This window comes from Rhodococcus sp. ZPP, from assembly GCF_017656075.1.
Classification (GTDB): domain Bacteria; phylum Actinomycetota; class Actinomycetes; order Mycobacteriales; family Mycobacteriaceae; genus Rhodococcus_F; species Rhodococcus_F oxybenzonivorans.
In genome coordinates, this window is the sequence record NZ_CP058638.1 from 4662150 (window position 1) to 4674403 (window position 12254).

11 protein-coding genes and 2 tRNA genes are annotated in these 12254 nt (G+C 62.3%); 8 read left to right on the plus strand and 5 right to left on the minus strand.

Translation table 11 applies throughout. The annotated features are described in order from the left end of the window. Positions 1 to 111: 111 nt before the first annotated feature. Positions 112 to 195 (minus strand) — tRNA-Ser (locus tag HYG77_RS21750). 318 nt (positions 196 to 513) lie between these two features. Between HYG77_RS21750 and HYG77_RS21755 the strand changes: the two genes are divergently transcribed. The 7 genes from HYG77_RS21755 (at position 514) to HYG77_RS21785 (ending at position 9617) form a co-directional block, all read left to right on the plus strand. Further along, on the plus strand, positions 514 to 1650 hold the full coding sequence (locus HYG77_RS21755; protein ID WP_208960581.1) for a hypothetical protein: 1137 nt from the start codon (positions 514 to 516) through the stop codon (positions 1648 to 1650). A 453-nt stretch (positions 1651 to 2103) separates the two neighbouring features. After that, positions 2104 to 2538 carry a hypothetical protein gene (locus HYG77_RS21760; protein WP_208960582.1) on the plus strand — a complete coding sequence of 145 codons (435 nt, stop codon included), beginning with the start codon at positions 2104 to 2106 and terminating at the stop codon, positions 2536 to 2538. Between the two features lie 645 nt (positions 2539 to 3183). Continuing rightward, the gene (locus HYG77_RS21765) at positions 3184 to 3492 is read left to right on the plus strand and encodes a hypothetical protein (RefSeq protein ID WP_208960583.1); all 309 of its coding nucleotides are present in this window, start codon (positions 3184 to 3186) and stop codon (positions 3490 to 3492) included. Next, a complete protein-coding gene (locus tag HYG77_RS21770; protein ID WP_208960584.1) occupies positions 3489 to 4193 on the plus strand; it encodes a hypothetical protein in 705 nt (234 codons plus the stop codon). The genes HYG77_RS21765 and HYG77_RS21770 overlap by 4 nt, the downstream gene beginning before the upstream one ends. A gap of 107 nt (positions 4194 to 4300) precedes the next feature. After that, on the plus strand, positions 4301 to 6550 hold the full coding sequence (locus tag HYG77_RS21775; protein ID WP_208960585.1) for an AAA family ATPase: 2250 nt from the start codon (positions 4301 to 4303) through the stop codon (positions 6548 to 6550). A 1038-nt stretch (positions 6551 to 7588) separates the two neighbouring features. Continuing rightward, positions 7589 to 8254, plus strand: a complete 666-nt coding sequence (locus tag HYG77_RS21780) for a recombinase family protein (protein WP_208960586.1) — start codon at positions 7589 to 7591, stop codon at positions 8252 to 8254. 1 nt (position 8255) lies between these two features. Further along, positions 8256 to 9617, plus strand: coding sequence for a site-specific integrase (locus HYG77_RS21785; RefSeq protein WP_208960587.1), 1362 nt, complete (start codon positions 8256 to 8258; stop codon positions 9615 to 9617). Here HYG77_RS21785 and HYG77_RS21790 read toward each other — a convergent pair. Both HYG77_RS21790 and HYG77_RS21795 read right to left on the minus strand, forming a co-directional pair. Then, positions 9614 to 10114 (minus strand): hypothetical protein, encoded by a 501-nt coding sequence (locus tag HYG77_RS21790; RefSeq protein ID WP_208960588.1) that lies wholly within the window; start codon positions 10112 to 10114, stop codon positions 9614 to 9616. The two genes, HYG77_RS21785 and HYG77_RS21790, sit on opposite strands and share 4 nt — an antisense overlap. A gap of 89 nt (positions 10115 to 10203) precedes the next feature. Then, a complete protein-coding gene (locus tag HYG77_RS21795) occupies positions 10204 to 10512 on the minus strand; it encodes a hypothetical protein (protein ID WP_208960589.1) in 309 nt (102 codons plus the stop codon). A gap of 123 nt (positions 10513 to 10635) precedes the next feature. On the opposite strand from HYG77_RS21795, the gene HYG77_RS21800 reads away from it, so the two are divergent. Continuing rightward, on the plus strand, positions 10636 to 10881 hold the full coding sequence (locus HYG77_RS21800; RefSeq protein WP_208960590.1) for a helix-turn-helix transcriptional regulator: 246 nt from the start codon (positions 10636 to 10638) through the stop codon (positions 10879 to 10881). Positions 10882 to 10940: 59 nt separating this feature from the next. Here HYG77_RS21800 and HYG77_RS21805 read toward each other — a convergent pair whose 3' ends face one another. Beyond that, positions 10941 to 11939, minus strand: a complete 999-nt coding sequence (locus HYG77_RS21805) for a toll/interleukin-1 receptor domain-containing protein (RefSeq protein ID WP_208960591.1) — start codon at positions 11937 to 11939, stop codon at positions 10941 to 10943. Between the two features lie 153 nt (positions 11940 to 12092). Further along, positions 12093 to 12166, minus strand: a tRNA-Gly gene (locus HYG77_RS21810). Positions 12167 to 12254: the final 88 nt, after the last annotated feature.

Here is a 12254-nt window from a genome sequence, read left to right on the forward strand (position 1 = left end):
AAAACTATCGGTGATAGGCGCAGCCGAAAGTGCTGGGCTACAGCTGGGGCTACAGTGGCCGACTCGGCGACGGGGGATTCTGCGTAAATACAGGTGAGAGGCTGTAAATCGTGGAGCCGATGACGGGAATCGAACCCGCGTATTCAGCTTGGGAAGCTGATTCAGGCCTCGTACGTGGGTTCGAGCGACCTCGGCGAACGTTGAGCCCGTGGGTAGGGTAGTCGCAGGTCAAGGACGGTATTGGGCCGGTATCGGTACGCCGTCGGTACGGTATCGGTACGCCGAAGGTTCGGCTCCGTTCGCGGCGTATTGGCGGCGTATAGCGGGCCGCTCGGGTGGCGAAATCGGTGGCGTAGGGTCGGCGTTCTAAGCCGGTAGCCGCGCTGGGACAGCGCCCCGACTTGAGATGAGCTTCATGGGCTAGGTGGCCCGACAGACCGCGCGGAGCGCGACCGAGAAAACTGCACGCAATCCGCCCGGTCTACCCCGACCGGCCACCCACTTGGAGCAATCATGGCAACAGGAAAATACGGCTTCTCTGAAGAGTCGGCCATTGTCAAAGTCACGAGCGATGGCGTGGACCTCAACAGCATCTGGAAAGAGGTCAACGACGCGCTCTCGATCTACAACGAAGAGCGCTCGAAGCTCGTTAGTTTGCTCAGCTACCCGACGACCCGTGTCGCCGATGCGGTTCCGCAGGCCCAGGGTGAACTGGAGCCTGAGGAAGCCAGCGAGTTCGGCGAGCCGAAGTCCGCACGTGTGGACGTCGAGGGTCTCAAGGTCGGGTATAAATTCCGCGACTACGACCTGGCCACCCGCGCGACGTGGAAGTATCTGCGCGACGCGGATGCCCGCCAGGTCGAGGGCTTGTTTGCGCAGATCATCGACGGGTTCAACCGCAAGACCCAGAAGACGATCCTGGGTCGGCTCTTCGACCCGGTGCAGCAGGAAAACGAGTTTCAGAACCCGGTTTACGGCCTCTACAACGGGGATGGGATGATTCCGCCGTCGTACATGGGACATACCTTCGACGGCACAGCCAATCACTACGTAGCGTCGGGCGCGTCGGTGATCGACGCCTCGGATGTCGAGGACGCAGCGCGGTTGGTGACGGCGAAGGGTTACGGGCGCACTCCGGGGTCGAAGCTGCTGCTGCTGGTTAATCCTCAGGAGGCCGAGCGCGTTCGGTCGTGGCGTGCCGGAGAGGAAAGCCGTCCGATGGAAGGCATGGAGACTGCCGGTCCGATTGCGAAGTGGGACTTCATTCCGAGCGAAGCGGCCCCGGCCTACCTGTTGCCGGACAATATCGTCGGCGCAGTCGCTCCTGGTCAGTTCAACGGGCTTCCGGTACTGGGTTCGTACGGCGAACTGTTCGTGATCCAGAGCGAATTTGTTCCCGCTGGCTTCTTCGCGGTTGTTGCGACAGGTGGCCCAAACAGCGATCTCAATCCAGTCGCCTTCCGCCAGCATCCGAGTGCGGCGTACCAGGGTCTTCGCCTGATCCCGGGTCCTGTACCGGCGTACCCACTGCAAGAGAGCATCTTCTCCCAAGGCTTTGGCGTCGGCGTCCGCCATCGCGGAGCGGCCGTCTGTGTCCAGGTCACGCCCGGAAGCACCTACACCGCGCCGTCGATCCTGAAGTGGCGGTGATAGTGCATGTCGCGAAGGAGCAATCGGAGCAAGATCAGGTCCACGATCCAGGGCCTTGCGAGGTCGGCGAAGTCGAAGGGTCAGCCCGAAACATCGCGTGGACGGTTCATCCAGAAACCAGGCGCCTTGAACGGAACTGGCGTGCCGACTAACCGCGCGGGTCGGCGTCAGGCCGCGAAGTCAGCCAAGTCGTCAGCCCGCCGCACATCGCTGGAGGCCACTGATGCCTGATAGGCCTGGTGCAAATCTGACTCCGCAGCAGCGCGCACGTTGGAACAACGTCGACTTCGAGTCCGGCGAAAGCGAGCTGTCGTGGGGTGCGGGGCTGGTTCCTCCAGGTCTGGAGGACGCCTCGCCGTCCCAAGGCGGTATGTACAAGGGCGTGGCTCCTCCGGTCGACATGACCGCTGAGAGCGTGCGGAGTGCCGCACGAGCGCGACGGGGGAGAGACTGATGGCCCGCAACTACCGACGCGACGCGTTTGGGCGGTTCGCCCGCGTGGGGTCGACGACCAAGGTCGCCACGAAGAGCGCAGCCAAGGGTGCCGCACGCAAAGCGCGGCAGTCCTACGTAAAGGGCAGCTTCACCAAGAACCTCGAGGTCGGCCGAGGCGGCGATTACAAGGGTGCGAAGGTTGGCGCGGAGTTCCGTACTCCGGCTGGTCGCGGCGTCCTCGTCAAGGCGATAGTCGGGGTACATGGCAAGCCCGATCGCCGGGTGGATGTGACGCCGAGCTTAGACAAGTCGACGAAGACGCTGAAGGTGTCGGCGAGGCCAAACCCCGCTCGACTTTCTGCGCGTTCGTCGGGCGTCCGGGCTACTCGGGGTAGCGCGACCCGCGCAACTCCGTCTCCGGCCAGCTCGGCTGGGGGCAAAGTGCGCCGGTAGGGCCGTTCGACCGACCGGCGAGGGTCAGCGTCGCGTGGGTCCTGTCCACACCTGCGCTCGATGCCGGCCCAAGCCGGTCACAACTCCACAGAGACTCCGCACGGTGCCGCTTCTCGCCGCGTGGATGAGCGGCGGATTGGACTTGGGATCTTTCCGTCCGCTCACGCAACACCCCCGACTTTCTGAACTCTCCGGTTCGATGTGGTCGGGGGTGTTGTCGTCTCCTGGCTACTGTGGGTAGGGCAGAATTGTTGCGGCCCTGTCTAGTACGACAAACGTACGGAGTAGACGAACGGCGGTACGTCGTCTATCGTCTCTCTCGTATCGCCTCCGGTACGCCGGAATCGACCTCGATACGAAACGAATCATGACGAACGCAACTGACAACATACGAAACAGAAGTCAAGACCGGCAGGCATTCGCCTGACAGATCAGGGACAAGTCGCCCACGCTTCGGCAAGGGCGAGCGGCTCCAGCTTCGAACTAGTGGGTCGTGCGACGAACCTGAGAAGCACCGCACGAGCGCTTGGTACGGCAGGCGCGAGGAGCTTCTGAATCTCACGCGAACACCATCAACCGACATTGTCGGAGGTGTTCGCGATTTTGCGTTCCACCTCCTGGCAAGTGAGACCCAGGAGAAGCCCAATGGGCAGAACAGCCCCCGCCGTCCCCGACGTAGCTGCTGCGACCGCCAATCGCGTCAAGAACATCCTGGCAGCGCCTGAATATGACTCGGAGATGCCTGCCTTCGACAACGCTCACGCCGTGGCCCTGTGCCGCCTGTGGGGAGTTGAAACCGTGACCGAACGATCGCTGAAATTCGCAGTAATGGAAAGAAATCTAGCCGTGCATAAGATCCTTGGGCGCTGGCGCTGGTCGGAGGCAGACCTCCGCGACTGGATCAAGGGCATGCGCCGACCCGCGAGCACTGCGACGTCGGGCGGTGCGGCATGAACCGCGAAGAGCTGATCGCGAAGTACGGCATCGAAGGATCACGGAGCCCGCTCGACAGATGGTCGTCTGACCCGGATCAGATCGACGCGGCAATCGAGAGTGCGCGCCGAGTCTTCACGCCTGCTCAGTCCTTCCATGAGCAAATCCGCTCTGCAGCTGAGCTAGTTATGACGACGCCAACTAAGACCATCGAGCCCTTCACCGAGGATGAAGGTGGTGCGACAGGGCCTGACGACTACGTGACCTGGGGCGTGTACGACCTCGACATATCTGACGACCCCAAGTTCGACGGTCAGGACTACCGCAGGGCGCTCTGGAACCAGGCGAAGGGGCCGCACGGAATTCAGCGTATACGCAGCTACAGGCCCGGGCAGTGGGCACGTACTGCAAGTGTCGAGTATCTCGTCGCTGTGCCGTGGCAGGTGGAGACGATGTGCCGCTCAATCCTGCAGAACGAAGCCATTTCGTACTGCTTCTGGTGCTTCTGGGCCAACTGGACTTTCGACGCAGAACTAAAGCGAATGGTTCCTGGCTCCGCTGCGTCTCATGGGATGCTCGTCTCATGCGGTAGCACGACCGTGCTTCTCGGAACATGCGACGAGTGCCGTCGTAGGTTTGCGGGAGATCTTGCCGCGACGGGTGAAATTGGTCAGATCGACTATGTCACAGCGGTTCCTGACGAACTGGACGATGACGAGTGACGCCGGAACGCACAACACCCCCGACGCAGGATCATGCAACGAGGGTGCTTGCGAAAACGATTGAGGTGCCAGCCTCACCGATCCCACACGTAGACAGAGGAACCGACGTGAACGACCTTACCGGCCCGACCGCGACCGCGCTACCGAGAACGAGCCATACGTCCAACATGTACGGTGCGTTCGCGTCGCAGTACCTCGATGCTGGCTGGCTGTCCCCGATTCCCCTGCCACAGGGCCAGAAGTTTCCTCCGCCGACGGGGTGGACAGGCAGAACCGCGCCGTACCCCGGTCGGGCTCAGATCGAGAAGTGGGAGAATGAGTGTGCGGCGGGGAACCTCGGACTTCGGCTGCACGACGGCGTTATTGCTGTTGATGTGGACAATGCGCACGAGGGCAAGGTCGGCGCGATAACCCTTGCTGATTTTGAGGCGGTGGTGGGGGTCGAGTTTCCGTCCACGTGGACCTCAACGTCGCGTTCAGACGGCAGTGAGCAGCGGTTCTATCGTGTGCCCGCAGAGCTGACGTGGCCGAGCAAGCTGCCCGGCAATGACGTTGAGGTCATTCACTCGGGGCATCGGTACTCGGTGGTGTATCCGAGCGTCCATCCTGACACTGGAGAACAGTACCGCTGGCGCGATCCTGAGGGGAACGTCTCGTTGGTGCCGCCGAGTCCAGGGAGCCTCTCGGAGTTGCCGACGGCGTTAGTCGAGGCTCTTACCGCGAACGCCGCGCAGCCTACCGAGAAGGCTAGCAGAAGGGCCGCAACGCGCCTTCTCGACGGGCTACCCGGCGGGCCGATGTCGAAACCCGTCGCTGTTCTCCTCGGCAACGCAGTGCGGGACCTGGCCGGGTCGCGCCACGAAAACACAAGAACCAACGTGGATGCGTTGCTTCGACTCGGCGAGCAGGGCGAGACGGGTGTCAACCAGGCCCTAGGCATCCTGAGGGCGGCGTTCGTCGAGGCGATCAACAACCCCGACAGAAAGGCCGGTGCTGAGTTCGATCGTTTGGTCCAGTCGGGCGCAAGGCTAATCGCCGGTGACCCGACCACGAAGGTGCAGCTAGAGGGCCTACAGATTGCGTCCGTGTCCCTTGCGCCTGGGGGCTACTGGTATGAGCAGATCCACAATGGCGGCCTGGGCGATGATGCGGAAGCAATCGCCCAGGAGCGCATCAAGTCACGCAGGCGTATGAAGGGGCAGCAGCTCGCCAAGCATGACCTCGCGGTCGAGGGTTGGGAAATGCCACCGCAGTCCGAGGAGATTCTGGTTGAGCTGGCGAAGGACCCAATGCCGGTGCAGTTCGCGGTCCAAGACTTGGCGCCTGTCGGGTCGAACGTGTTGCTTGTCGCCGAAGCCAAGGCGGGTAAGACGACGTTGGTGATGAACCTTGTCGTATCGATGGTGACGGGTTCAAAGTTTCTCGGCAAGTATGAGATTGGGAGTCTTCCCGAAGGCAGCTCAATCACCTACTCCAACTTCGAGCTCGAGAAGTCCATGTCCGAGAACTGGATTCGCGATATGGGGATGGAAGGCGCGGCGAGACACCATCACCGATTGTTCTTGGATCCCTGGAAGGGATACAAGGTGCCGTTGCCTGCCGACCATGTCGAGGACCACATCGTGGATCTGCTGGTGAGTCGGCAGTCGTCGGTGTGGGTGATCGATCCCTATGGCGCTGCGATCAACCACGACGAGAACAGCAACGACGACACCCGAGCCTGGACGAACGCGATCGATCGGATTGCTCGACGCGCGGGCCTGTCCCTCGTCGTGCTCGCGGCGCATAGCGGCAGCTCCTCGGCGAATGGTGGCGATATCCGGGTTCGTGGCGCGTACAGGTTGGAGGACTGGATGAGCGTGAAGTGGTCCTACACCCACGGCGGCGTCATCAACCAAACACCACCCGACAACCTCCGCTACCTCGCCGCGCGTGGGCGCGATGTGGCGGTTCCGCTGTTCACGCTCGACTACGAGGTTCCTACCCGGCGGCTGTTCGTGACCTCCGAGAAGGGCAATAAGTCCGAGAATGAAACCGAGCGGTGGGCGCTGGAGGCATACAAGGTAGTGCTCGACCACGAGGAGTCGGCCAAGCAAAGAGGCGAAGCGCCGGGGCACTTCAAGGCGGGCGACTTCAACGACGCTCTCGGCATATCACCGACGGACAGTAAACCGGGAGGGAAGGGCAAGTTGTTGAAGGCGGGGAGGAGCATTTGTGTCGCTCGGAACTGGCTCGTTGAGCAGCCTGGACCGGGCAACTCGAAGCTGTACTCGGTCGGTCCCGTCGACCCTCACTCGGAGGGTTCTGCTTGGACGAAGATCAAGGCAGCCGAGTTGAAAGTCAATGTGCCCGAGTAATAGTCAGTGTTATCGGATAACACCCGACTACTACCGGATAACACTCAGTCTTATCCGTGTTATCCGGTGTTATCCGATAACGCTGAGTAGTGTTAGTCCCCTCCGTAGGAGGGACTACTACTCGGCGACCGGCGGTATCCGCTAGCCGGATACGACTACTAAGTACCGGCCCTGCCCGTCTCTCGGTACCGACATTGCAAAACCCCAGGAAGGGCCTGGACGGCCTACTAATAGTCTGTTTCCTATCGATCAGCTAGGAAATCCTCCCGGTCGGCCTCGCGCGTACGCGAGGCATCATCGCAGTCACCCCTAGTGAACACCAATCTTTGATGAGCAGAGCGGAATTCAACCGTGCCCATTCATCAGCCGACAAGTTTGGACGGCATGCGCAAGGTTCACGACCAACGGGACGCGGAGAAGTGGGCTGAGGTTAACGCCCTCACCGACCGCGCGGCACAAGCGCGCGCCGCCACGCAGCACCCCCAGGACTTCGGCGCTCCAATCGAGTGGGATGGCGTGGACCCTGGGCCAGGTCGTTTCTGACCGGGCGCGGCTCCGGTCGTCGTCGCGGATAGCCCCGGAACCGCCACGCATTCCCACTTCGCTCCAACGGACAACGAGTTGCGGGCGTAGGTAGGGGAATCGGACGGTAGGGCGATCCGCAGCGTTAGGGCCACGATGGCAGCCCTTGGTTTGTACCACGCTTTGTAGCGTTCGCGATCGATTCGCGCTATAAACGTCGTAAACGTCCGATTCCGACGTAAACGACGCTCGAAATATGCAGGGAGAGTTCAGATGTACAAGGCGATACGAAATGCTCGTGAAGGTGAAGTTTGCTCGACGTGCGGGGCGACGTTGCGCGGTCCCGACCACGAAGACTCGAGCGGCGTGGTTCTCGAACTCTCGACCAACGAGCGCGGAACCGCAACCGGAACGAAGCGAGCGGCGTTCTGTATGCCGTGCGCGCCGATCGGCATCGACGGCGAACTCCCCAACTAGCCCAAGCGAATCCAGCGAAAACGACCAAGGAGGTCGACCATGACTGTCACATCAACCGCTCAGCGACTCAGGGTAATTGGATACGTTCGGGTGTCCACTGCGAACCAAGGTGAGAAAGGCCACGGCCTCGATGCGCAACGGGCGGCTCTGGAGGCGTACTGCGCGGAGCGCGGGTATGAGCTGATGACGGTGACGACGGACGTGGTGGGTGGAGGTCGCGCCGACAAGATGTATGGCCGCGCCGTCGCCATCGCAGCAATCGAGAACGGGGTTGCTGACGCGCTGTTGGTTCGGGCGCTCGATCGGGTGACCCGAGACCAAGAGGACGCCGCCCAGCTCTTCAAGCGCGCCGAGCGGTTCGGGTGGCGGTTGATGGACACCGACAAAGCCGACTCCGGCGACCCCAGCCAGCGCCTGCTGGCCGACATCCGTCTCGCCGTCGCGGCAGAAGAGAAGCGCAAGATCAGCGAGCGCACCAAGGAGGGCCTGGCCGCTGCGCGGAGTAAGGGCGTGCGGTTGGGTCGGCCCGCGAAGCTCAGGCCCGAGGTTGCTCAGCGAATCGTGGCGATGCGGACGACGGAAGGGCTCAGCGCCCAGTCCATCGCGAAGCGGCTGACTGCGGAAGGCATACCGACGCCAGGAGGCGGCGCGTCGTGGGCGCATTCGACCGTCCGGAGCGTCTTCGCGCGAGAGGGAGTGGCCTGAGATGGCGAACGTACGGAAGCTCACGCGGCCCGACGGCACGCGGTTCTATCAGGTTCGTTGGCGCACGCCGGACGGGAAGCACCGCACGAAGGGCGGTTTCCGGACCAAGAGGGCAGCCGAGGACTACACCAACGACGTCGACCACAATCAGCGTCGGGGAGCGACGTTCGACCCGAAGTCCGGGCAGCTGGTCTTTCGGGAGGCGGCGTGTCGTTGGCTGGATTCCCGCCACGACCTCAAGCCCCGCACCCGCGCGGGGTACGAGTACCAGATCGCAGACGGTAGCGAGATTGACCGGACGTTCGGCGGCTATCCGGTCAACGCCATAAAGAGAACGTTCGTGTCGGAGTGGGTGGAAGGGTTGTCGAAGACGGGCAAGAAGCCGTCGACCGTTCGCCATGCGTTCTTCGTCGTGCGGATGGTCTTGGCGCAGGCGGTCGCGGATGGACGGCTGGCGGAGAATCCGTGCGACCATGTGCGGTTGCCGAGCGAGCGAAGCGCCAACGGAGGGACGCCGGGGGTGGTTGACGAACCGGACCAGTTTCTCACTGCCGCTCAGGTTTCGGCGCTCGTGGAGGCGACGCCGTGGCCGTACAACGTCATGGTCCATCTCGCGGCGTGGTCCGGGCTACGGGCGGCTGAGCTCGCGGGACTCCAGGTCGGCGACGTCGAGTTGCCGGCGGCGGCGATCAACCCGAACGCCGCACCGAAGCCGGGGTTGCTGCGGGTCGAGCGAACGGTGATGGTGATCGACGGCGTGCTCTCGTACGACACCCCGAAGACAAAAGGTTCGCGCCGTCGCGTCCCGATGCCGCCCGCGACCGTAGGAATACTGCGCGACTACCTCGCAGCCCATCCTCGTGGCGATGAACCGGGGGCACCGCTCTTCCCCGCGTCGGTCCTCGTCGCGGCGAAGCCGACCGGAAAGCGCGCGACCGACGCGAACGGCAAGCGGATCGTGCCGAAGGCTGAGGAGGTCTTGGCCGCGCTGTCGGTCGCGGAAGCCGAGGAACGGTTGACGCTGGACTGGACGGTTCCATTGCGGCACCCGTCCTTCTACAAAGCGGTCTACCGGCCTGCGGTGCTTCGGGCGAATCGGCTCGACCTGGGGGTGACGCTTCCGCCCGCGCTCAAGTTCCACGCCCTCCGCCACACGTACGCGAGTCTTTGCGTCGCAGCGGGCATCTCGCCCTTGGAGATTGCGCGGTTCATGGGCCACGCGAAGGTCACTACGACCCTCACCGTGTACGCGCACCTCTTCGAGGACGACCACGCCGACGCGATGGCCGCGCTCGGAGCAATGGGGGCGGCGCCCCGGCAGACCGGCAATGTGGTGCCGATCCGTCGCGGCAGTACCGGTTAGTTGCTGTTGAAGGACCCAAGCGTCCATGCGCCGACGTGCGCCAGCAGCACTCGAACGAAGCCGACGGGCATGGGCGCGATGCCTGGGGTGACTACCTTTGCATCCTTGAGGTGGATGTGCCGGGCAATTTCGTAGTGAGTATCAGCCTCAGACTCGCGGCGCTCCTTGTGCTCCGCAGCAGGAGTGCCGAAGAAGTAGTTGCTGTACCTCTCGGTTGCTTCCTTGTTGTCCGCGTTGGTGGAGTTGGCGACTGCCTGATGCTGGCTCTCGTTCGCCCACTCGTAGAATTCTTCAGCCGCGGAGACGATGCCCGAGATGATCGTGCCGTTCAGGAACAAGATGACAGGCAGCCCCGTCCGCGCGCGGTTGGCAAAGTCGGCCATGTGCTGGAGGGTGGTGTCGGGGTGTGCCGACCAGTCGTCCGTGGCCATCAGCTTCGGGTAGTCTGCCGCGTCGGTGATCGTCGGGTTGTCTGTGGCGTCTGCAATCTCGGTCATATCGGGCATTGTGTCAGAACACACCGACAGGTTTCTTTACAACTTGTGCGATCCCGCAAGGGAGCCAATGTGTTGCCGCTCCGAGCCGTCTAAGCGGCAGCGGAACGACTGATCACCAGCTTGCATTGCCAGCATTCGTACTGGTCCTGAGTGGTTGGGACGTTCTGCCGGGCATTGCATCGCGGACACATCACAGCGCGCGTTCCCTTCGGTGCGCGAGGCGTGCCTGGTGAGGCGAGCACTGCAGCCAAAACTCCGAGCGGTCCGAAGAAGAACCCCAACAAGAAGAAGCCGCCTTCGCTGCGGTCGCGCCGACTGGCGATGATCGCTGCGACCACTCCGCACAGGAACCAGATGCACCCGGCAATGAAAAGGGCTGCGGAAATGTCGGTGCTCACGTGTTGCTCCTTGTTGTCGCTGTTCAGGTCCTACAAATACTAGGACGTTCCTGCACTAGACGTTTATGCATGGGATGTTTCTGCTCTGGACCATTGCAGTTGGGACGTATGGAGTAGGTAGCCGTGTCCGACGTTCCCAAGCCGCCGCCGAGCGCCACCCTGCGCGAGCTGGGTGAGCGCATCCGTGCGCGACGCGCTGAGCTCGGCTGGAGCCAAGAACACGCCGCACACAAGTGCGGCGTGCACTGGACCTATCTGGGGCAGGTGGAGCGCGGGCAACGCAGTGCTCGCGTGGAGAACCTGCTCAAGTTGTCAGCGGGTTTGCAGACCACACCGGGGCGGCTGTTGGACGGATTGCCGCAGCCCTAGTGATGGCCCGGGCATCACTCCGCAGGCGAGCGCCGACGCGCCGTTGGGGAAGGGGTGCGTTATGGCCGTTGCGGTGCCTTGGCCTGTACCGACGCTTGTGCTGCGGCCTTCTCTGCGTCCTTCCTGTCTAGGTAGCTCTCATAAGTATCAACGTCGGAGGAGATGACTGATCCGCCAGGTTGCGTGCGAAGGTAGTCGACGATTACACGAGGGTAAGGCCGACCTGAGTCCCACGGAGAAGACGCCCAATGGATCTGGTTGTTGTCCTTTGTCGCCTCAAGTAGTTGGGCGCACTGGTTCGCGTCGAGCGACCGCAGTTCCCGCAAGTGTTTCCATATCGCGTCGGTGGTCGCGAATTTGGGCGACACGGCCATCGCGGCAACCAAGGAGGCGCCGAGTCCGGAGGCAAGTTCCGTCTTCGCACGAATCCGGTCGACCGTCTGTTCTGCGATTGTTGTCGGCGTCTGTGTCCGTATCACCTGAGCTTGGTGCTTACCGAGCGGGCCATATGGGTCAGTGTCGAATTTGAGCGCCATCACGGGGACGTGTCGTCCGAGAAGCCACCCCACCTCCTGATCGCACCAGGCGCTCTCCTTGAATCCGTCGTGAAGGAATACCAGCCCAGCGTCCGCTCGATCGAGCGCCTTCTCGATCTCGTCGTGCCACTGAGCGTCGACCGTAATCGAGTCGTGGGCGACGAAAAGTGTGATTCCGTACTCGGTGAGTGCCGCGCTGACTTCGTGCACGACGGCCTTGTGCTTTGCGAGATGGGATGCGAAAACAAACAGCGGCCGGGCGCTCTTTACGGTCGTCGTGACGGCGGCGGCTGGCGCGTCATTGGGGGTTTCCAGCCCGAAATGTTGCGCTAATTCGATTAGCTGCTCATCGGTCGCGGTATTGACCGTCTCTGCTGTCGTCGGACCGTATTGATCGCTGTCCAGGGGTTGGACGCCGTATGTCTGCAGGATGATGTTGGCGTGATCCCAACGCAGGTCTTGCGCATCCAACTTGTTGGCGAGTTCGAGTACCAGTTCCACACGGCTCTTCTTGTCGATCACGTTAGTCACCCCGGCTTCTGTTTGTCGTCGCAAGAACTGTCTCATCATGTACTGACATCACGAATGAACTTCGCACGCGGCGTGTTCGCGGCGTCTCCAAGAATGAAGAAGGGCGCTTCCGTGATCGGAAACGCCCTCTACCTGCGGTAATGATGGAGCCGATGACGGGAATCGAACCCGCGTATTCAGCTTGGGAAGCTGATGTTCTGCCATTGAACTACATCGGCGCGCATGATATTGGGCGCCCGTAGGCAGGCCCAACACCCTGCGGGGCAAACATTAGCAGATGGTGACAGTCTTGCTGGAGGCGCACAC

Bases quoted from the DNA above. Each gene is read 5' to 3' on its own strand.
- HYG77_RS21755 (WP_208960581.1), top strand. From the start codon at position 514: ATGGCAACAGGAAAATACGGCTTCTCTGAAGAGTCGGCCATTGTCAAA.
- HYG77_RS21760 (WP_208960582.1), top strand. From the start codon at position 2,104: ATGGCCCGCAACTACCGACGCGACGCGTTTGGGCGGTTCGCCCGCGTG.
- HYG77_RS21765 (WP_208960583.1), top strand. From the start codon at position 3,184: ATGGGCAGAACAGCCCCCGCCGTCCCCGACGTAGCTGCTGCGACCGCC.
- HYG77_RS21770 (WP_208960584.1), top strand. From the start codon at position 3,489: ATGAACCGCGAAGAGCTGATCGCGAAGTACGGCATCGAAGGATCACGG.
- HYG77_RS21780 (WP_208960586.1), top strand. From the start codon at position 7,589: ATGACTGTCACATCAACCGCTCAGCGACTCAGGGTAATTGGATACGTT.
- HYG77_RS21785 (WP_208960587.1), top strand. From the start codon at position 8,256: ATGGCGAACGTACGGAAGCTCACGCGGCCCGACGGCACGCGGTTCTAT.
- HYG77_RS21790 (WP_208960588.1), bottom strand. From the start codon at position 10,114: ATGACCGAGATTGCAGACGCCACAGACAACCCGACGATCACCGACGCG.